This is a genomic window from Kitasatospora sp. NPDC059827 (assembly GCF_042731675.1).
Taxonomy (GTDB): Bacteria; Actinomycetota; Actinomycetes; order Streptomycetales; family Streptomycetaceae; genus Kitasatospora.
Map to the genome: position 1 here is coordinate 13,100 of NZ_JBHWIV010000037.1, position 19,888 is coordinate 32,987.

Here is a 19,888-nt window from a genome sequence, read left to right on the forward strand (position 1 = left end):
GGGGCGGTCATGGAGCTCTGGCTGCTGAACCACCTGTCCACCGCCTGGCTCGGCGTGCTGGTGGTCGGCGGGTCCGTCCTGCTGGCCCTGGCCGGGAGCGTCCTGGTCAGCCACTGGTCCCCGGCCCTCGCCCGGGGCGGGAACAACGACATGGTCGGCGTGGTGCTCGGCATCTTCGGCGCGATCTACGGCCTCATCCTGGCCTTCGTCATCGTCAACCTGTGGACCGAGCTGCAGGACACCCAGAAGGTGGTCTCCGCCGAGGCCACCGCGGTCTCCCAGATCGCCCGGGACGCCGCCGCCTTCCCGCCCGGGCCCCGGGCGGCCGTCACCGCGTCGGTCGGCGACTACGTGCACGTCGTGGTGGAGCGGCAGTGGCCGCTGATGAGGGCCGGCCGCGGCGAGTTCACGGCCACCGGCACGGAGGTCGACGCGATGTACCGGGCGCTGCTCGCGTTCGATCCGCAGTCGCCGTCCGAGCAGGCCTTCTACGCGAAGGCGCTCGACAGCCTCAACGACGTGGCCGGGCGGCGCCGGGACCGGATCAACGCGAGCGGCTCCGAACTGCCCGTCCTGCTCCAGGTCCTGATCGTCGGCGGAGCGGTGGCGATCGTCCTGCTGGCCCTGCTGTACGGCGTCCGCGCCCGGCGGGCACGGCTGCTGTTCGTCGGCTCGGTGGCCGCGCTGATCGGTTTCAGCCTGCTGCTCGTCCTGGTGCTGGACCGGCCGTTCGCCGGGGAGCTCTGCATCTCGCCGGAGCCGTTCAGACAGAGCGCCCTCGCCCGCTTCTGGTGACCGGCCACAGCCCTCCCACCTCGTAGACTCTCGGCCATGACCACGCCCGACCCCACCGCAGCGGCCCGGCTCGCCCGGATCGTCAGCCTCTCCTCCGGCAGCTACCTGCTCGTCACCACCTACAAGAAGGACGGCACCCAGGTGCCGACCCCGGTGTGGGTGGTCCGGGACGGGGAGGCGCTCGGCGTCTGGACCGTCGCGGACTCCTGGAAGGTCAAGCGGATCCGCAACCGGGCCGACGTCCTGGTCGGCCCCTGCGACGTCAAGGGCCGCCCGACCGGCGACCAGTACCCGGCCACCGCCGAACTCCTCACCCCCGAACGCACCGCCGCCTACCGCACCCTGCTGCGCCAGAAGTACGGGCTGCTCGGCGTGCTCACCCTGCTCGGCAGCCGGCTGCGGCGCGGCGACCGCGGCACCGTCGGCATCCGGATCACCCTGACGGAGCAGGCGGACCGGACGGACTGATGGAACATGACGAGGCCGCGCCGCCGCCCCTGCTGGTGGTGGACGGCGCGAACGTGGTCGGCTCGGTCCCCGACGGCTGGTGGCGCGACCGGCGCGGCGCCGCCGAACGCCTCCGGGACGCCCTGGTCGCCGTGGCCGCCCGGGGCGTGCCGGAGCACCCCGGGCCGCTGGAGGTGGTGCTGGTGGTCGAGGGCGCGGCCCGGGGCGTCACCGGGCTGCCGGAGGTCCGGGTGGTGTCGGCGGCGGGCAGCGGCGACGACCGGATCGTGGAACTGGTCCGCGAGGCCCGCGCCGGGGATCCGGCGCGGGCCTGCCTGGTGGTCACCGCCGACCGCGAACTACGGTCCCGGGTCGGCGCGTTGGGCGCCGCCGTGACGGGCCCGCGGAGCGTCCGGCGCTGAGCCCCCGGCCGAGTCCGACCACGGTCGGTCCGACGGCGGTCAGTCCGTCGGCGGAACGGGGCGGACCTGGAGGGCGTTGATGCCCCAGTGGATCGACGGGTCCGAGGTGCGGACGGTGAACTGGAAGTCCCGGCCCGGCCGGGCGGGGATCTCCACCGAGCCGACGCCGACCGCGTCCGCCGGGCACTGCACCGTGAAGTCGGCCGGGGCCTGCCCGCCGACGTGGACCTGCACCGAACCGCCGCCCCGGCAGCCGACGATGACCGTGATCGGCAGCGACTCCGTCACCGAGGCCGTCACCGCGCCGCCGTTGCCGATCCAGTCCGGGATCGAGAACATGGTGTCCTCGTCCGGGGTCGGCGGCAGGATCCGCCCCGTCCCCGGCGTTCCGAACGGGTCGTCCGGGCCCGGCCCGTCGGCCGGCCGCGCCGACGCCGTTCCGGCGAACGCCAGTGCCACCCCCAGGACCCCGGCCGCCATGCCCAGTACGCGGGCCCGCTTCGTCGTCCCCATCGCCATCCCCCCGGATGCTCGTCGTCCGTGCGCCGGTCTTCGGCACACGAATGATCCTACGACGCCGGTACGACACCGGTGCGGCGGCGAGGGGCGGACCGGTACGGGCGGACCGTGACGAGCGCCACCCGCTCGGCCCAGGAGGTTCGGGAACCGACCGCTCCGGCCGTCCGACTGGTGGGGGGTGAAGCCGAAATCGCCGGGTGTCCGGCCGTCGAGTGTGCTGGTGGGGTTCGCCCTGCTGCTGGTGGTGGTGTTCGTGGTCTCGTACGCGGTGGGGCGGCAGGCGGGGCCGGTGGCCCCGGGGCTGACGCCGAGCCGGGGCGGCGGTTCCTCGCCCGGCATGGGCGGGCACGACATGGGCGGGATGCGGTGAGCCCGGTCGCGGGGGCGGACACCGGGGAGCTGGTGTCCACCGATCTGGCGGTCGGCGGGATGACCTGCGCGGCCTGCGTGGGCCGGGTGGAGAAGCGGCTGGGCCGGATCGACGGGGTGACGGCCGGGGTGAACCTGGCGACCGGCCGGGCCCGGGTGCTGCACCCGGCCGGAGTGTCCGTGGACGAGCTGGTCGCGGCCGTCGAACGGGCCGGGTACACGGCCGAGTTGGCGGCCTCCGGGGTGCTCGGCGGGCTGCCGGAGGAGGAGCCGGACGAGCGCCGGCGGCTGCTGGTCACCGCCCTGCTGGCCGTCCCGGTGCTGGCCCTGTCGATGGTGCCCGCGCTCCAGTTCGACGCCTGGCAGTGGGTCTGCTTCGCGCTGGCCGTGCCGGTGGTGACCTGGGGGTCGGCCGGCTTCCACCGGCGCGCCCTGCAAGGGCTGCGGCACGCCGCCGCGACCATGGACACCCTGGTCAGCCTGGGCGTGGTGGCCTCCTTCGCCTGGTCCGCCTACGCGCTGTTCCTGGGCGGGGCCGGGGAGTTGGGCATGCGGATGCCGTTCTCGCTGACCGCCGACGGTGGCGGCGCGGCGCACGTGTACCTGGAGGCGGCGGTCGGGGTGCCGCTGTTCGTGCTGGCCGGGCGGCTGCTGGAGGGCCGGGTGCGCCGCCGCAGCGGCTCCGCGCTGCGGGCGCTGGCCGAGCTGGGCGCCAAGCAGGTCTGCGTCCGGGCGCAGGACGGCGAGGAGCACCTGATCCCCGTCGAACTGCTGCTTCCCGGGCAGGAGTTCGTGGTGCGGCCGGGCGAGCGGGTGGCCACCGACGGGGTGGTGGTGGAGGGCGGTTCGGCCCTCGACCTGAGCCTGCTCACCGGGGAGAGCGTGCCGGTGGAGGTCGGCCCCGGGGACGCCGTGGCCGGGGCGACGGTAAACGTCGGCGGTGCGCTGGTGGTGCGAGCCACCGCCGTCGGCGCGGACACCCAACTGGCCCGGATCACCGCCCTGGTGGCCGAGGCCCAGGCCGGCAAGGCCCGGGCGCAGAGGCTGGCGGACACGGTCGCCGGGGTCTTCGTGCCCTGCGTGCTGGCGGTCGCGGTGTGCGTCCTGGGCTTCTGGCTGGGCGCGGGCGCCGCCCCGCAGGCGGCCGTCACGGCGGCGGTCGCCGTCCTGGTGGTGGCCTGCCCGTGCGCACTGGGCCTGGCCACCCCGACGGCGCTGCTGGCGGCGACCGGGCGCGGCGCCGAACTGGGCGTGCTGGTGCGCGGCCCCGAGGTGCTGGAGAGCCTGCGCCGGGTGGACACCGTGGTGGTGGACAAGACCGGCACGCTGACCACCGGCCGGATGGAACTGGCGGCGGTGACGGTCGCCGAGGGGTGCACCGAGGCGGAGGTGCTGCGGCTGGCGGGCGCGGTCGAGCACCGCTCGGAGCACCCGATCGGGCGGGCCGTCGCGGCCGCCGCCCGGGAGCGCTGCGGGACGCTCCCCCCGGTGGACGGCTTCGCCGCCGCCACCGGCCTCGGGGTGTCCGGCACCGTCGAGGGCCGTCCGGTCCGGGCCGTCCGGCCGGACGGCGACGCACTGCCCCCGGAGCTCGCCGCGGCGGTCACCGCGGCCGGGACGGCGGGCCGCACCGCCGTCCTGGTGGAGCTGGACGGGCGGGCCGCGGCCGTACTGGCGGTCGGCGACACGCTGCGCTCAGGCAGTTGGCGGGCCCTCCACCGGCTGCGCGGGATGGGCCTGGAGACCGTGCTGCTGACCGGGGACGGCCCGGGCGCGGCCCGGGCGGTGGCCGCCGAGCTGGGCATCGAGCGGGTGCACGACTCGGCCTCGCCCGAGCGCAAGGCCGAGGTGGTGGCCGAACTGCGGGCCGCCGGACGGACGGTGGCGGTGGTCGGCGACGGCGTCAACGACGCGGTCGCCCTCGCCTCGGCCGACCTCGGGGTGGCGCTGGCCTCCGGCAGCGACGCCGCGATCGGCGCGGCCGGGCTGACCCTGGTGCGCGGTGACATCGAGGCGGTGGTGGACGCCGTGCGGCTGGCCCGACAGACCCTCGCCACGATCCGGGCCAATCTGCTCTGGGCCTTCGGCTACAACCTGGTGCTTATCCCGCTGGCGGCCGTCGGGCTGCTGAACCCGATGCTGGCGGCGGTGGCGATGTCGCTCAGTTCGCTGCTGGTGGTGGGCAACAGCCTGCGGCTGCGCACCTGGGAACCGGGGCGCGGGCGGGCGACGGGGGGCCGTACGAACAGCAGCCGGGCGAAGGGCGGTCTGCGGTGAGGACATGGATATCCGGGCCGCTCGGCCGGCTCGCCGTGGCCGGCCCGCCGGTCGGCGCCGCGGCGCTCGCGCTGGCCCTGCTCACCGGCTGGACGGCGGTCGGCGGAGCCGGCGTCGGCCCCCGCCCGGTGGAGGCCGGCCCCGGCTGGGTGCTGCTGCCCACGGCCGGCGCGGCCACCGCCACCGCGGCCTTCTTCACGATCCGCAACCCGGGTGACGTACCCGACGAACTGACCGGCGCCGGCTGGGAGTTCGGCGGACCGATCACCCTCAAGCGGCACCTCCACCAGGGCGCGGCGGGCCGCTGGGAGCCCGTCCCCGGCCTGCCCGTCCCCGGTCGGGGCGAACTGGCGATGACGCCCGAGGACGCCGACCTGATGATCCCCGCCCCGCCCGCGCTGCGGCCCGGCCAGCGGGTGGCCTTCACCCTCACCTTCCGGCACAGCCCGCCGCTGCACCTGACCGCCGAGGTCCGCACGGCGGCCGACCGGCCGCGCTGAGCCCTAGCCTGAACGGGCCGGCCCGGTGCCGGGGAGCGCGGGCTCCCCGGCACCGGGCCGGGCCGTTCAGCCGAGTGTCTCCTCGACCGGCCGCCGGGGCGTCGCCGCACCGGGCGGGCCGTACCCGATCCGCAGCACCAGCTGGACGTGCGCCGGGCCGTCGGCCGGGTCGCGCAGCGCCCAGCGGAGGTCCGGCCACTCGAGCGCCTGGTGCCAGACCGTCAGCCGCACCCCGTGCACGGTGGCCAGCAGCCAGACCCTTTCCAGCGCCTGCCCGGCGCGCAGCCAGTCCAGCGGGCCGTCCCCGGGGGTGGTCAGGGTGCACAGCTGCGGCAGCGCCTCGAAGCGCCGCTCCGGCCCGACCGGCGGGGCGGGCGGCCCGCCGGGGGCCGTGGCGGAGCCCGGGCCGTACGGCGGGCGGCCGGCGTACCGGCGCATCGGGACCCTCGCGTCGCGGTCCAGAGAGCCGAGCGCCTCGTACGGGATGCCGTCGGTGCACTCCCCCGGCGGGCGCAGCCAGGCGCGGCTCTCCGCCACCCGGGCCGGGTCGTCCTCGCAACGGCGCTCCGCCTCGGCGGTCAGCGCCAGCACCCGCCGGACACCGGCTTCCTCCAGCGCGGCCACCACGATTCCCTCCTCGGCGGCGGCGGTGAGCAGTTCGCCGAGCACCGCCTCGGGCACGTCCCGCTGGGCGAAGGGCTCGCGGCTGGAGCGGCGGGCGGCGACGGCCGGGCGGAGGTCGCGGCCGAAGGGCAGGCGTACGCGGGCCGGGGCGGAGAGGTCGAGCAGGGCCAGCAGGCCGGGCTCAGCGGGCTCCGGGAGCAGCCGGACCACCGCCGCGCGGCCGAGGTGTCCGGCGGCCACCCGCAGGTTGAACACGGCGGCGCCGACCGCGATGTGCAGCGCCGCCCCGACCGGGTCGGCCAGCGGCAGCCCGCGGGAGGGGTCGGCGTGGACGGCGAGCCCGTGGCCGTCCGGGGTGGGCACGAAGCGCCAGGGCTGGCTGTTGTGCAGCGACGGCGCCGCGCCGCCCGCCGCGGCGAGCAGGCGCAGCTCCGCCGGGGTGAGCGCCGGGGTTGGAACCGGGCTCGGAACCGGGGCCGGAACCGGGGTGCGCATCATGGCGATCAACTCCTCACGACCGTCCGGCGGTCGACGACTCGACCGCGGAGTCCTCGCTGCTTCCGAGCGTGCGCGCCGGGCCCCGGCGCGGGCCAGGGCCGAAAGCCCCTCCGCCGCCGGGGCGTCGGTCACCCGTGCGGGACGACCGCCACCGGGGCCTCGGCGTGGTGCAGTGCCGCGTGGGCGATCCGGCCGAGCCGGGGGCCGAGCTCGATCGGACGGCGGCGCCGGCCCACGACCACCAGCCCGGCCCCGGCGGAGGCCTCCACCAGGCCGCGCGCGGCGCCCAGCCGGACGTCCTCGACCACCTCGACCGCCGCGTGCCGCTCGCGCGGACCGGCCAGGGCGAGCGACAGCAGCTTCGCCTCCAGCGCCTCCAGTTGGGCGATCTCCCCCGCCGGCACGGCCCCGCCCGCGTAGCCGAACAGCGGCGGCAGGTCCCAGCCGTGCACCGCCCGCACCCGGGCGCCGCGCAGGGCGGCCTCCTGGAAGGCGAAGGCGAGCACCTCCTCCTCGGGCGCGTGGGCGTCCACGCCGACCACCACCTCGCCGGCTCCCTCCCCGGCCCCCTCGCCGCCGACCTCCCGCACCACGACCACCGGCGTGCCGCTGCGCCCGGCCACCGCCATGCTGACCGAACCGAGCAGCAGCCCGGTGAAGCCGCCGCGTCCGCGCGAGCCGAGCACCAGCAGCTCGGCATCAGCGGCGGCCGCCACCAGCCCGTCCACCGGGGCGTCCAGCACCGTGTCGGTGTGCACGGCGAGCTCCGGGTGGCTCCGGCGGACCGCGTCCGCGGCTTCGGCCAGGGTGCGCTCGGCGGCTGCCGGGAGGTCGTCGGGCTCGGCGTAGGAGGACACCCCGTCGGTCAGCCACGGCCAGGCGTGCACCAGCCGCAGCGCCGCCCCGCGCCGTCGCGCCTCCTCGGCCGCCCACTGGGCGGCGGCGGTGCTCGCCGGCGAGCCGTCGACCCCGGCCACCACGGTTGACGTCATGACGGTTCCTCCACTGTCTCGGCACCGGGGACGGCGCGTGACTGACGCCCCGTCCGCTCTGCTCCCACCCTGTCGCCCGCCGACGGCGCGCCGCCAGAGGCCGCAAGCCCCCCGTCCACAGGACGAAAGACCCCCGCCGAACAGTACGGGCGACCCCGGCCGCCACCCCGTCGACACCCGGGCACTACGGTGTGGACACGGAATACCCGCTGGTCGGACGGTCCCTGATCGGGCCGGGCGGCGCGGGTCGACGGGTCACGGCGTGAACGAGGAGGACAGCGGTGGGCGGAGCGGACGGCAGCGCGGCGGGCGGCGGCGCGCGGATGCCCCGGCTGCGCCTGGACGAGCTGCTGGAGGAGCTCCAGTGGCGGATCGACGCGGCGCGCGGCACCCAGAACCGGGTGCACAGCCTGCTGGAGGCGGTGCTCGCGGTCGGCCGGGAGCTGGACCTCGCCCAGGCGCTGCACCGGATCGTGGAGGCCGCCGTCGACCTGGTGGACGCCCGCTACGGCGCGCTGGGCGTGATCGGGCCGGACGGGCACACCCTGTCGCAGTTCCTGACGGTCGGTCTGTCCGAAGCGGAGATCGAGGAGATCGGCCCGCCGCCCTCCGGCCGGGGCATCCTCGGTGAACTGATCCGCCACCCGCAGCCGCTGCGCTGCCCGGTGCTGTCCGAGCACCCGGCCTCGATCGGCTTCCCGGTCGGCCACCCGCCGATGCACACCTTCCTGGGGGTGCCGGTACGGATCCACGGGGAGGTGTTCGGCAACCTCTACCTGACCGACAAGCGCGGCGGGCTGGACTTCGACGAGGACGACGAGGCGGTGATCTCCACCCTCGCGGTCGCCGCCGGGGTCGCGATCGACAACGCCCGGCTGTACGAGGAGGCCCAGCTGCGCCAGCGCTGGCTGCGGGCGAGCACCGAGATCACCCGCAGCCTGCTGTCGGGCGCGCCGCGCCTGGAGGTGGTCGAGCTGATCGCCCGCCGGGCCCGGGAGATCGCCGGGGCCGAGCTGGCGGACGTCTCGGTGGCGCTGGCCGGGCCGGAGGAGCGGGCGGAGGAGCTGGCGGTGGAGGTCGCGCTCGGCGCCGAGCCCGCCGCCCGGCTGGGGGTGACGGTGCCGGTGGACGGCACGCTCTCCGGCGCCGCGTACGCCTCCGGCTCCCCGGCCACCAGCGACGACCTGGCCGCCGACGCCCGCTTCCCGGCCGGTCCGGCGGGCCGCTTCGACGGGCTGGGCCCGGCCGTGGCGGTGCCGCTGGGCACCGGCCCCGGGTACGGGCGGGGTGTGCTGCTGCTGGCCCGGGCGCAGGGGCAGCCCGCCTTCGGGCCGGAGGAGACCGGCCCGCTGCTGGGCTTCGCCGACCAGGCGGCGCTCGCCCTGGAGCTGGCCGAACGGCGGCGCGACGCCGAGCAGTTGAACCTGCTGGAGGACCGCGACCGGATCGCCCGGGACCTGCACGACCTGGCCATCCAGCGGCTCTTCGCCACCGGGATGACGCTGCAGAGCGCGGGCCGGCTGATCGAGAGTCCGGCCGCCGCCGACCGGGTCGCCCGGGCGGTGGCAGACCTGGACGAGACCATCAAGATCATCCGTTCGACCATCTTCGGCCTGCGCGCCCACAGCGAACCGGACCGCGGCCTGCGCGCCCGCGCCACCCGGGTGGTCACCGAGGCCCAGGGGCCGCTCGGCTTCGCGCCCCGGCTCAGCCTGGAGGGGCTGCTGGACACCGACGTCCCGCAGGAGCTGGCCGAACACGTGGTCGCCGTGCTGGCGGAGGCGCTCAGCAACGCCGCCCGGCACGCCGGGGCCGGCCGGGTCGAGGTCAACCTGCGGGCCCTGGCCGGGCGGGTGGTGCTCACCGTCACGGACGACGGCACGGGCATCCCCGAGGGCGGGCGGCGCAGCGGGCTGCGCAACCTCGCCGAACGCGCCGCACGGGTCGGCGGGGCCTTCACCCACGGCCCGGCGGACGACGCGGGCGGCGGCACCCGGCTGGTGTGGGAGGCCCCGCTCGGGTCCTGACCGGCGACCCCGTACCCGCAGCCGTACCCGGCGCGACCGGCGCCGCACCCCGCCGCGCCCGCCGCCGTACGGGGGAACTCCGCCGCGGCCCCGCCCCGTAGCGGCGCCGCCGCCCCGGGGCGCCCCTAGCCTGCTTCGCGTCCCCCGAGCGTTGCGCCGAGCCCCCGCCGTGCGCCCCGCCGAGCGTCGAGCACGAGGACGGCCGATGGCCCACGAGTCACCCGCGACCGCCACCCCGCCCCCGGGCACCGCCGAGGTGCCGTCCGCGCCGCCGCCCAGCGGGTCGGTGACGGCGCTGCGGCTCGCGGCGGCCGCCGCCGGCGCGCTGCCCGCGGCGGTGCTGCGGCTGGCCGGGATCCACCCCTCGCCGGTGCCGGCCATGCTGTTGTTCGGTCTCGGGGTGCTGTCGGCGGCGCTGCTGCTGATGTGGGCGGCGGAGACCGCCCGGGCGGACATCTCCGGGCCGCTGGCGCTCGCCCTGCTGGCCTTCATCGCGGTGCTGCCCGAGTACGCCGTCGACCTCTGGTTCGCCTACACGGCCGGCACCCGCCCCGAGTACGCCGCCTACGCGGCCGCCAACATGACCGGCGCCAACCGGCTGCTGGTCGGCGTCGGCTGGCCACTGGTCGCGCTGGCCGCGTACCTGGCCGCCCGGCGCCGCGGCGTCGCCCCCGGGATCGTGCTGCGCGAGCACCGCCGGATCGACACCGCGTTCCTGGGGGCCGCCGCGCTGGTGGCCTTCGTGATGCCGGCGATGCGGCGGATCTCCTGGGTGCTCGCGGTGGTGCTGATCGCCTGGTACGCCTACTACCTGTTCCGGATCAGCCGTTGCAGCGAGACCGACGAGGAGGAACTCGTCGGTGTCCCGGCCCGGCTGGCCCTGCTGCCGAAGGCCCGCCGACGGCCCGTCACCGTCCTGGTGTTCCTCGCGGCCGCGGCCGTCGTCTTCGCCTGCGCCGAGCCCTTCGCCACCTCGCTGGTGGACGCCGGCTCCTCGCTCGGCATCGACCGCTTCCTGCTGGTGCAGTGGCTCGCCCCGCTGGCCTCCGAGGCCCCGGAGCTGATCGTCGCCGTGGTGTTCGCCTGGCGGCTGCGCGGCGACGACGGCCTGGGCGCGCTGCTCTCCAGCAAGGTCAACCAATGGACGCTGCTGATCGGCTGCCTGCCGCTGGCCCACCTGCTGGGCGGCGGCCCGGCCTCGCTCCCCCTGGTCGAACGCCAGGTGGACGAGGTGCTGCTGACCGCCGCCCAGACCGTTCTGGCCGTCGTCCTCCTCCTCGACCTGCGGTTCCTGCCCTGGAAGGCCGCCCTGCTGCTGGTGCTGTTCGCCGTCCAGTTCGCCCTGCCCGGCGAGTCCTCCCGACTGGCGCTCAGCTGGGTGTACTTGGGCCTGGCCCTGCCGTTGCTCGTCCTGCGGCTGCGCGAACTACCGCCCACCGTACGGGCGCTGGCCGGGCGGATCGCCGGCGACCCGCACTGAGTGGGGTGAACTGCCGTGCGGGCGGCGACCGCAGGAGCCGAGCGGGTGGGCGGCGAACTCCTCGGGGCGCCCGGGCGCACCGTCCTCACCCGAACGATTTCCCCGGTCGGGGGCGGTTCACAGTTCCGCCACGAAGTCTTGGAAGAACACCCTCAACATCCATTGTCGCCACGCATGTTCGAAGGTAGAGTCGCCGTTCGCCGAGCACGGATGAGCAGTTCTCAGCGCATTTGGGGCGGGCATGTCAAATATTCACGATTTCCCCCGGGTCGCCCCCGACCTACTTGACGTCCTCAGAGATATCGCACGTCGAAATCCCCGCCGTCCGGCGATCGTCTACCACGGACCCGCCCCGACCCACGGCCGACCCCTGGAGTCGGCGAACTCCCTGGCCACAGAGCCGGGATCGAACCCCGGCACGGTCGCCGTACCGACCGTCCACGCACCGGAAACGGTGGTCGCACTCCTCGGCGTGCCGACCGCCGGGGGCCGCTGTCGCCCCGTCGACCCGGCATTCCCACCGGCCCGCCGACAAGCCATGGCGGCGGCCGCGCAGTGCCGTACTGCGGTCTCCGGAAGCATCAGCGAAAGCCTTCAACTCGCAATCCGATTAGTGGAGTTACCGGAGTCGACCGCAGAACCTTCGAATAATCCCGGGGACCCCCCGGCACACCCGTCCACGGTGGCGCCGGAACAACCGGCCGGCATTCCCTTCACGCTTCACCACGGGTTCGACCGGGCAGCCGAAACCCGTCCTGACTCCCCGCCGGGCCGTCAGAACCGCCGCCGACGCCACCACCCCGGCCGGCGTGGCCCGACGCATCGCGGCCACCGCACGAACGAGGGGGCCACCCCGAACTCCGCGTCCTGACAGGCTGATCGGGCCTCGGCGCCACCCCCACCACGACCGCCCCCGGACCGGGCCGACGCCGACGCCGACCGCGCCGCGCCGCACCAACGGGTGCGCAGGGCCGTCGCCGAGGTCCGCGCTGCGGCCGAGCCACACACACCCGCTCCGCACCACACCCCTCACCACACCCAGGCGCCCGCCCGAGAGGCCGCGCGCCCGGCACCCCACGCCCGGAGACCGCCATCACCCCCGCCGCACCCCGAGGAGCACGATGACCACCCCCGCCCCGCCCGGCCCGCTGCGCCGGCTGTGCTGGATCTTCCCCGACCGGGAGTCCTCCCGGATGGCCGAGATGTGGCACGGCTTCTTCTGGGACCTCTACGCCGAGAGCGCCGCCGACCTCGGCCTGCGCTGGACCAGGCACGCCCCGGACGCCGTCAGCGTGGACGCCACCGGCCCCGGCCGCCCCCGGGTGTACGTCGACGACGAGGTGGTGACCCCCGAGGACACCCTCTTCATCACCGCGCTCTACTCGCTGCCGTACCAGTCGATGGACGTCTTCAACCAGTACGCGCTCTACGCGGTGCTCGAACAGGCCGGCTTCTACCTGCCGTTCCCCCCGCAGGTGTCGCTGATCGGCAACGACAAACTGGCCACCCTGCTGTTCCTGGCCGACTCCCCGGTGCCGACCATCCCGACCGTGCGGATCGGCACCGGGCGGGACACCGCCAAGTACGGCTACGAGGTCGCGCTCGGGCGGATGACCTACCCGGCCATCGTCAAACCGGCCGGCTGGTGCGGCGGCGGCGGGATCAACCTGGCCCGCAACCCCGAAGAGGTGCGCGGCCTGGCCAGCCTCGCCCAGGGCGGCGACACCACCCTGGTGATCCAGCCCTACCTGGGCGACGGCACCATCGACTACCGGGTGTACGTGGTCGACGGCCGGCCGTACGCGGTGATGAAGCGCACCCCCGAGCCCGGCTCCCCGGTCGCCAACGCCAGCCGCGGCGGGGGCATGGAATTCCCCCCGGTGCCACCCGAACTCGCCGCCGCCACCGCCTGGTTCGCCGAACGGCTGCCGATCCCGTTCTTCTGCGTCGACTTCCTGTACGACGGCGAGCGGTACTGGTTCTCCGAGCTGGAACCGGACGGCGTGATCGCCCCGGACCGCACCGACCCGCACCGCAGCCTGCAACGGGACGTCACCCGCGCCCGGTTCGCCGCCTACCGGGACGGCCACGCCAGGTGGCTCGCCGACGGCGCCCGCCCGCTCACCCTCGACGCCGCGCCCCGCACCGGCCCCGTCCCCCGCACCATCCCCACCCCCGTTCTCGTCCCCGCCCCCGCTCACCGGACGGACCCCCGATGACCGCCTTCTCGCTGTCCCCCGAGGCCGCCGCGCCCCGGCTGCACGTGGCCCGGCGCACCCTGGACCGGCTGCGCAGCGTGCCCGCGCTGGCCCCGCACTACCCCGCGCACCTCGACGCCGGCTCCCTCGACGCGCTCGCCCAGCTCCCCCCGCTGGCGAAGGTCGACCTCAACACCGCCCTCGCCCACCTGGAGCCGGCCGCCGAGCAGTCCGCGACCTGGCTGTTCCAGAGCGGCGGCAGCACCGGCGCCCCCAAGGTCGGCTACGCCCCCACCGGCTTCTACATGGCCAGCGTGCACGCCCACTGGCAGCCGCTCGACCGCACCGACCTCTTCGTCAACGCCTGGGGCGCCGGCCGGATGTGGGGCGCCCACTTCCTCGCCGCCGCCCTCGCCGACCTCTCCGGCTGCCGGATCATCGCCCTCGGCTCGGTCGCCAAGGACGAGTACGGCGCCTGGCTGGAGCTGCTGGCCGCGCGGCGGGTGACCGCCATCGGCGGCACCCCCAGCGTGCTGCGGCTCTGGTTCGCGCACGCCAGGTCCGCCGGCATCCGGCTGCCCGCGCTGCGCAAGGTGCTCTGGCTCGGCGAGGCCTGGCAGCCCCAACTGGACGCCGACCTCGCCGAGGTGGCCCCCGAGGCGCGGCGCTGGGGCATGTTCGGCAGCACCGAGACCTGGGTGGTGGGCACCAACACCCCGGACTGCCCGGCCGAGGTCTTCCACCCGCTGCCGCACCAGTTGGTGCACGCCGACCCCGGCGGACTGCTGGACTTCACCGCCCTCGACCCGGAGATGCTCAACCCGGTGCTGCGCTACCGCACCGGCGACGCGGGCGAGTTGACCGACTGCCCGTGCGGGCGCCCCGGGCCGGCCATGCGGGTGCTGGGCCGGCGCGACAGCGTCGTCCAGGTCCGCGGCCTCGGCCTGGACGTGGACGAGCTGATCGAGCGGGCGGAGCGCGCCCCGGGCGTGGCCCGGGCCCAGGTGGTGCTCACCGAGCGGGACGGCCGGGCGACCGGCGTGGACCTGCTGGTGGTGACCGCCGGCACCGTGGCGGTACCGGACGTCGAGCGGCTGCGCACCGAGCTGTTCACCGCCACCTGCACCCTCGGCACCGCCTTCCAGCACGACCCGTGGGCCTTCCGGGTGCGCCCGGTGGACGAGTTGGTCAGCAACGGCCGCACCGGCAAGACCGCCGCCCTGGTCGTCCGGGAGGAGTCGTGACGGCCGACACCACCCTGGCGAAGCGCGCCCCGGCGCCGCTCGGGCGGAGCTTCTCGCTGTTCTGGGCCGGACAGACCGTCAGCCTGGTCGGCGACAAGGTCACCGTCTTCGTCGTCCCGACCCTGATGATCTTCGTGCTGCACGCCTCCGCCCTCCAGGTCGGCGTGGTCGCGATGGCCCAGTACCTCGGCATCCCGCTGCTCGGGCCGGTCGCCGGGGTGCTGGTCGACCGCTGGGACAAGCGCCGCACCATGCTCGTCTGCGACCTGGTCCGGCTGGCCGCCGTCGCCGCGATCCCGCTCGCCCACGCCCTGGGCGCGCTCTCCACCCCGCTGCTGTTCGGCTGCGTGGCCGTCATCAGCGGCGCGACCATCTTCTTCAACGTCGGCTACCTCGTCGCCGTCCCCGCCGTCGTCCCCGAGGACGGCATGGTCCGCGCCTACTCCCGGCTGGAGGGCAGCGGTTCGGTCGCCGAGGTCGCCGGGCCGTCCATCGCCGCCGCCCTCTACAGCGCGCTCGGCGTGGCCGCCCTGCTGGTCGACGCGGCCAGCTACCTGGTCTCGGCGGCCTGCTTCCGCCGTATGCGCCCCTGGGGCGAGCGGACCGTCGAGGAGGGCTCGATCCGGGAGCGGCTGACCCGCGGCTTCCGGCTCAACTGGGCCGACCCGGTGCTGCGCCGGGTGGTGCTGGCAGCCGTGGTCCTCAACTGCGGCGGGCCGGTGTACGTCACCGTGCTGCCCGTCCTCGCCTACCGCGGCCTGGGCGTGCAGGTCGGCGTGTTCGGCGCGGCCATGTCGGTCGCCGCGCTCGGCGCCCTGCTCGGGGCCGTGGTCGCCCCCCGGCTCTCCCGTCGGTTCGGCCTCGGCCGGACGATGGCCTGGTCGCTGCTGCTGCACTGCCTGGTCGGCCTCGGCGTGCTCGCCGCGCCCGCGCTGCCGCCCGGCCCGGTGATCGCCGTGACCATGGGCTGCTACGGCTTCTTCATGTCCTGCATCAACGTGTGCAGCGCCCCCGTCCGGCAGTCCCGGATGTCCGCGCGCAACCAGGGCGTGATGCACGCCGCCTTCCGGACCGTCACCTGGGGCGTCATCCCGCTCGCCGCGCTGGTCGGCGGACTCGCCGTCGCGCTGCTCACCGGACCGCTCGGCGTCCTGGACGCCGCCCGCCTCACCATGGCCGGCGGCACCCTGCTGGCCGCCTGCTCCTTCGTCCCCGCGCTCGGCCTCCAGCCGCTGCTGGACGCCGCCGAGCGGGCGAAGAGCACGGCCGCAGTCCCGGCGGAGGCAGTCCCGGCGGAGGCGGTCCCGGCGGAGGAGCCGACGTGAACGACACCGAACTCACCGACCCCACCGGCCGGGTCCTGCTGATCACCGGCACCTCCTCCGGCATCGGCCTGGCCACCGCCCTCGCCGCCGCCCGGGCCGGCTACACCACCGTCGCGACCCTGCGCGCACCCGAGCGCGCCGGGCCGCTGCGGGCCGCCGCCGAGGCCGCCGGGGTCACCCTGGACGTCCACCGGCTGGACGTCACCGACCCCGGCTCGGTCACCGACTGCCTGGCCGCCGTGCAGCGTCGGTACGGGCGGCTGGACGCCGTCGTCAACAACGCCGGCGTCTCCAACTCCGACCCCACCCTGGAGATGTCCACCGACGCGGCGCTGCGCGCCAACCTGGACGTCAACTTCTTCGGCGTCGCCACCGTCAGCCGGGCCGCGCTGCCGCTGCTGCGCGCCGCCGGCGGCCGCCTGGTCACCGTCGGCAGCGTGCACGGCGTGGTCGGCCAGCCCTTCAACGAGGCGTACTGCGCGGCGAAGTTCGCCGTCGAGGGCTTCCTGGAGGCGCTCGCGCCGGTCGCGGCGGCGCACGGGGTCCGGGTCTCGGTGGTGGTGCCGGGCTTCGTCCCGGACACCGGGTTCGGCGTCTTCCCCGACGTCAACCGGGCCACCCTGCACGCCGCCTCGGGCCCGTACGCGGACACCTTCGCCGACTACCTCGACTGGGTCGGCGGCCCGGGCTGGGAGTCGGCCGGCCAACCCGCCCGGGAGGTCGCCGAGGTCGTGCTCCGCACCCTGCGCGAGCCGCGGCCGCCGTTCCGGGTGCCCGCCAACGCCTGGGCCGCCGACTACCTGGCCGCCAAGCTCGCCGACCCCGACGGCTCCGCCGTCCAGACCCTCGCCCGCGGCTGGCTCGGACGGCCCGCGGCCACCCCCGGCTGAGCCCCCCTCCGCCCGCCGCCCGCCTCCTGCCCCCCGTCCCGACCCTCCTCCCGACCCTCCTCCCGACCCCCTCCCGACCCACGGAGTCCCGCCCATGCCCGCCAAACCCCTGGCCGAGCTGATCCGCTTCGCCCGCGCCCACTCGCCCTTCTACGCCGAGCTCTACCGGGAGCTGCCCGAGGGCGCCGACCGGCTCGACCAGCTCCCGGTGATCGACCAGACCGCCTTCTGGGCCGCCAACACCTGGCCCGACAACCGCGTGCTGACCGGCCCGCTCACCGACGCCGGCGTCTACAAGACCGGCGGCACCACCGGCGTCCCCAAGTTCTCCCCCTGGACCCGTGCCGAACACGCCGACTCGGTCACGGCCTTCGGCGCCGGCCTGGTCCGGGCCGGGCTGCGGCCCGGCCACCGGGTGGCCAACCTGTTCATCGCCGGCGAGCTCTACGGCGGCTTCCTCTACATCGAGAACGCCCTGCACCACGCACCGGTCGACAACGTGCGCCTCGGCGTCGGCGGCGCCGCCCCGGACAGCTACATCGCCGACCTGATCACCGGCTTCGGCGTGCACGTCCTGGCCGGCGAGCCGATGAAGCTCAGCGCCGTGGCCGAGTGCCTGGTCGCCCGCGGCGAACGCGCCGACGGCGTCGAACTGCTGCTGTTCGGCGGCGACCTGCTCTTCGCCGACCTGCGCCCGCTGCTCGCCCGGGCCTTCCCCCACGCGGCCGTCGCCTCGGTCGGCTACGCCTCCAACGACGCCGGACTGGTCGGCGCGCCCGTCCCCGGCGACGACGTCCGGGTGCACGAGGCCTTCGCCGACCGCACCGTGGTCGAGCTGCTCGACGAGGTCACCGGCGAGCCCGTCACCACCCCCGGCACGCCCGGCCGCGTCGTGGTCACCAACCTGTTCCGCACCCTGATGCCGATCCTGCGCTACCCCACCGGCGACCGCGCCGCCTGGGTCGACGGCGAGTGCCGACGCTTCCGCCTGCTCGGCCGCACCAGCGAGGGCGCCCGGGTCGGCACCGTCACCCTGCCCACCGAGGAGATCCGCAGCGTGCTGGTCGCCGCCGACCCGGACCGGCACATCGCCGGGATGCAGCTGGTGCAGCGCCGTTGGGACGGCCGCGACGGGGTCATCCTGCGGCTCGGCCACATCGGCCAGCCGCCGCCCGCCGACCTCGCCGACCTGTCCGACCGGCTGGTCGACGCCGTCCACCGGGCCCTGCCGCTCTACCCGTCCGAGGCCGCCCTCGGCAGCATCCACCCCCTCACGGTGGAGTGGGTGCCGCGCTCCGAGCTGGTCACCAACCCGCGGACCGGCAAGCTCCAGCAGGTCCTGGACGAGCGGCCCCGGGAGTAGGGAGCGGAGGGTGGGTGATGACGCACTGTCAGCACCCTGTCGGTGCCCCGCCGGTGCTGGCAGCGGTCTGTCCGTGTCCTGTGGGTGGCGCTGCGCAGTCTGGTCCACGACAGCAGCGCCGAACCCACCGGAGGCACCACCGTGACCACCACCGTGACGACCACCCCCCTTCCGCTCGACTCCCCGGCGCACCCCGGCGCCACCGGACCCCGGGCCTCGGTCCTGGTCTCCGGCGCCGGCATCGCCGGCACCGCACTCGCCTACTGGCTCCAGCGCTACGGCTTCCGCGTCACCGTCGTGGAGCGCGCCCCCGGCCTGCGCGGCGGCGGTCAGGCCGTGGACATCCGCGGCAACGCCCTGGAGGTCGTCGACCGGATGGGCCTGCTCGCGGAGGTCCGGTCCCGCCGGACCGGCCTGCGCGGCATGTCCCTGGTCGACGGGGACGGCCGCGAGCTGCGCCGCACCACCGAGTGGACGGCCAGCGGCGGCCCGGTCGGCGGCCCCGACGTGGAGATCCTGCGCGACGAACTGGCCGAGCTGATCGCCGGGGCCGCCGGGCCGGGCGTCGAGTACCGCTTCGACGACAGCATCGACACCCTCGTCCAGCACGGCGACGGCGTCCAGGTCCGCTTCCGCAGCGGCGAGGAGCGCTCCTTCGACCTGGTCGTCGGCGCCGACGGCCTGCACTCCCGGACCCGCCGCCTGGTCTTCGGCCCCGAGGACGACTACCTGCACCCCGTCGGCAGCTACGTCGCAGGCTGGACCGTCCCCAACCACCTCGGCCTCGACCGCTGGGAGATCGCCCACGAGGGCGCGGACGGCCACGGCTGCCTGGTGATGACCGTCCGCGGCAACACCGAACTGCGGGTCTTCGTCACCTTCTCCACCGACGAGCCGCTCGACCGGATGCTGCCCCGGGACCGCGCCGAGCAGCGCGAGCTGGTCGCCGGGCGCGCCGCCCACCTGCGCTGGGAGGTGCCGCGCTTCCTGGCCGGGATGTGGGAGACCGAGGCCTTCCACTACGACGTCGTGGCCCAGATCCGGATGGACCGCTGGTCCCACGATCGGGTCGCCCTGCTCGGCGACGCCGGGTACTGCTGCTCCCCGTTCACCGGCCAGGGCACCAGCATGGCGCTGACCGCCGCCTACGTCCTGGCCGGGGAACTCCACGCGGCCGGCGGCGACCACCGCACCGCCTTCCCCGCCTACGAGCGGCGGCTGCGCGGCCACGTCGCGGCCAACCAGGCCATCCTCGACCTGACCCGCGACCGCTACGGGGCCGACGCCTCGCTGCTCGGCGGCCCGGACACCGACGGCGCCCCCGGCTTCGACCGGCCCGGCGTGGAGCTGGAGGCGGCCTTCCGGGCCGCCACCGCCTTCGACCTGCCCGACTACGCCTGACCTCCCGGCACCAGGGCGTCTAGAGCAGGCAGCGGCCGATCACCAGTTCCGGCCGGATCCGGATCCGGACCACGTCCGGGGCGGTCGCCGTCCCCGGGCGGACCTGGGCACGGCCGAGGACGGTGACGAACCAGCCGGAGCCGTCCCGGCCGTCCACCTCGTCGGCCTCGAAGGCGATCACCGCGCCGTCCACCGCCCGGGCCAGCTCGGAGTCGGCGGGCGCGGAGACCAGCACGCCGCCGGGCGCGAGCCGGAAGGTCACCGGCAGGACGGCCGGAAGGGCGTCGACGGTGTAGACCACCCGCCCGACGGGGGCCCGGCCCAGCAGCTGCAGCGCCCGCCTCCGGTCGAGTTCGCGGGGCCCGGACGGGTCCGAGCGGTGGACGGGGTCGGACGGCGCGGGCCGGGGGGACGGGACGTGATCGCGGTTCATGCGAGCGATGCTCACCCGGGGCCGGGCCCGGTCACGAGGGCCGATGGTCCCGCCGAGGGGCCCGCCCCGGGCAGGTCGTCAGCC

General features: G+C 76.0%; 19 protein-coding genes. 15 read left to right on the plus strand and 4 right to left on the minus strand.

Features of this window, described 5'->3' with window-relative positions; genetic code table 11:
- Window positions 1-9 precede the first annotated feature (9 nt).
- The 3 genes from ACFV8H_RS22980 to ACFV8H_RS22990 are packed head-to-tail and all read left to right on the plus strand — an operon-like array spanning window position 10 to window position 1,664.
- Entirely contained in the window at window positions 10-795 is a 786-nt protein-coding gene (locus ACFV8H_RS22980; RefSeq protein WP_380402914.1) for a DUF4239 domain-containing protein, read from the plus strand.
- Window positions 796-831: 36 nt separating this feature from the next.
- Window positions 832-1,263 (plus strand): PPOX class F420-dependent oxidoreductase, encoded by a 432-nt coding sequence (locus tag ACFV8H_RS22985; RefSeq protein WP_380402917.1) that lies wholly within the window; start codon window positions 832-834, stop codon window positions 1,261-1,263.
- Window positions 1,263-1,664, plus strand: coding sequence for an NTP pyrophosphohydrolase (locus tag ACFV8H_RS22990; protein WP_380402919.1), 402 nt, complete (start codon window positions 1,263-1,265; stop codon window positions 1,662-1,664). Before ACFV8H_RS22985 ends, ACFV8H_RS22990 begins: the two co-directional genes overlap by 1 nt.
- A gap of 39 nt (window positions 1,665-1,703) precedes the next feature.
- On the opposite strand, the gene ACFV8H_RS22995 is transcribed toward ACFV8H_RS22990, so the two are convergent.
- A complete protein-coding gene (locus tag ACFV8H_RS22995) occupies window positions 1,704-2,177 on the minus strand; it encodes a hypothetical protein (protein ID WP_380402921.1) in 474 nt (157 codons plus the stop codon).
- A 226-nt stretch (window positions 2,178-2,403) separates the two neighbouring features.
- Between ACFV8H_RS22995 and ACFV8H_RS23000 the strand changes: the two genes are divergently transcribed.
- The 3 genes from ACFV8H_RS23000 to ACFV8H_RS23010 are packed head-to-tail and all read left to right on the plus strand — an operon-like array spanning window position 2,404 to window position 5,329.
- Complete coding sequence (locus ACFV8H_RS23000) at window positions 2,404-2,553, plus strand: hypothetical protein (protein WP_375896037.1); 150 nt, start codon at window positions 2,404-2,406, stop codon at window positions 2,551-2,553.
- A gap of 59 nt (window positions 2,554-2,612) precedes the next feature.
- The gene (locus ACFV8H_RS23005; RefSeq protein ID WP_380403061.1) at window positions 2,613-4,829 is read left to right on the plus strand and encodes a heavy metal translocating P-type ATPase; all 2,217 of its coding nucleotides are present in this window, start codon (window positions 2,613-2,615) and stop codon (window positions 4,827-4,829) included.
- Entirely contained in the window at window positions 4,826-5,329 is a 504-nt protein-coding gene (locus ACFV8H_RS23010; protein WP_380402924.1) for a copper chaperone PCu(A)C, read from the plus strand. Before ACFV8H_RS23005 ends, ACFV8H_RS23010 begins: the two co-directional genes overlap by 4 nt.
- 66 nt (window positions 5,330-5,395) lie before the next feature.
- Here ACFV8H_RS23010 and ACFV8H_RS23015 read toward each other — a convergent pair whose 3' ends face one another.
- Window positions 5,396-6,451, minus strand: a complete 1,056-nt coding sequence (locus ACFV8H_RS23015) for an Acg family FMN-binding oxidoreductase (protein WP_380402927.1) — start codon at window positions 6,449-6,451, stop codon at window positions 5,396-5,398.
- 128 nt (window positions 6,452-6,579) lie between these two features.
- Entirely contained in the window at window positions 6,580-7,443 is an 864-nt protein-coding gene (locus ACFV8H_RS23020) for a universal stress protein (protein ID WP_380402930.1), read from the minus strand.
- A 323-nt stretch (window positions 7,444-7,766) separates the two neighbouring features.
- Here ACFV8H_RS23020 and ACFV8H_RS23025 point away from each other — a divergent pair, with 323 nt between their 5' ends.
- The 9 genes from ACFV8H_RS23025 (at window position 7,767) to ACFV8H_RS23065 (ending at window position 19,371) form a co-directional block, all read left to right on the plus strand.
- Window positions 7,767-9,470 (plus strand): GAF domain-containing protein, encoded by a 1,704-nt coding sequence (locus tag ACFV8H_RS23025; protein ID WP_375886643.1) that lies wholly within the window; start codon window positions 7,767-7,769, stop codon window positions 9,468-9,470.
- Window positions 9,471-9,675: 205 nt separating this feature from the next.
- Window positions 9,676-10,950: a hypothetical protein gene (locus tag ACFV8H_RS23030; RefSeq protein WP_380402933.1), complete on the plus strand. Its 1,275-nt coding sequence runs from the start codon at window positions 9,676-9,678 to the stop codon at window positions 10,948-10,950.
- 241 nt (window positions 10,951-11,191) lie between these two features.
- Complete coding sequence (locus ACFV8H_RS23035) at window positions 11,192-11,821, plus strand: AMP-binding protein (RefSeq protein ID WP_380402936.1); 630 nt, start codon at window positions 11,192-11,194, stop codon at window positions 11,819-11,821.
- Between the two features lie 250 nt (window positions 11,822-12,071).
- Window positions 12,072-13,169 (plus strand): RimK family alpha-L-glutamate ligase, encoded by a 1,098-nt coding sequence (locus ACFV8H_RS23040; protein ID WP_380402939.1) that lies wholly within the window; start codon window positions 12,072-12,074, stop codon window positions 13,167-13,169.
- The gene (locus ACFV8H_RS23045; RefSeq protein WP_380402942.1) at window positions 13,166-14,392 is read left to right on the plus strand and encodes an AMP-binding protein; all 1,227 of its coding nucleotides are present in this window, start codon (window positions 13,166-13,168) and stop codon (window positions 14,390-14,392) included. Before ACFV8H_RS23040 ends, ACFV8H_RS23045 begins: the two co-directional genes overlap by 4 nt.
- Entirely contained in the window at window positions 14,389-15,717 is a 1,329-nt protein-coding gene (locus ACFV8H_RS23050; RefSeq protein ID WP_380402945.1) for an MFS transporter, read from the plus strand. Before ACFV8H_RS23045 ends, ACFV8H_RS23050 begins: the two co-directional genes overlap by 4 nt.
- Window positions 15,714-16,607: an SDR family NAD(P)-dependent oxidoreductase gene (locus tag ACFV8H_RS23055; protein WP_380402947.1), complete on the plus strand. Its 894-nt coding sequence runs from the start codon at window positions 15,714-15,716 to the stop codon at window positions 16,605-16,607. Before ACFV8H_RS23050 ends, ACFV8H_RS23055 begins: the two co-directional genes overlap by 4 nt.
- Window positions 16,608-16,701: 94 nt before the next feature.
- Entirely contained in the window at window positions 16,702-17,970 is a 1,269-nt protein-coding gene (locus ACFV8H_RS23060; protein WP_380402950.1) for a phenylacetate--CoA ligase family protein, read from the plus strand.
- Window positions 17,971-18,054: 84 nt separating this feature from the next.
- Window positions 18,055-19,371, plus strand: a complete 1,317-nt coding sequence (locus tag ACFV8H_RS23065; RefSeq protein ID WP_380402953.1) for an FAD-dependent monooxygenase — start codon at window positions 18,055-18,057, stop codon at window positions 19,369-19,371.
- 19 nt (window positions 19,372-19,390) lie between these two features.
- Here the strand turns inward: ACFV8H_RS23065 and ACFV8H_RS23070 are convergent, their stop codons facing one another.
- Window positions 19,391-19,804 (minus strand): pyridoxamine 5'-phosphate oxidase family protein, encoded by a 414-nt coding sequence (locus tag ACFV8H_RS23070; RefSeq protein WP_375886590.1) that lies wholly within the window; start codon window positions 19,802-19,804, stop codon window positions 19,391-19,393.
- Between the last annotated feature and the right edge of the window lie 84 nt (window positions 19,805-19,888).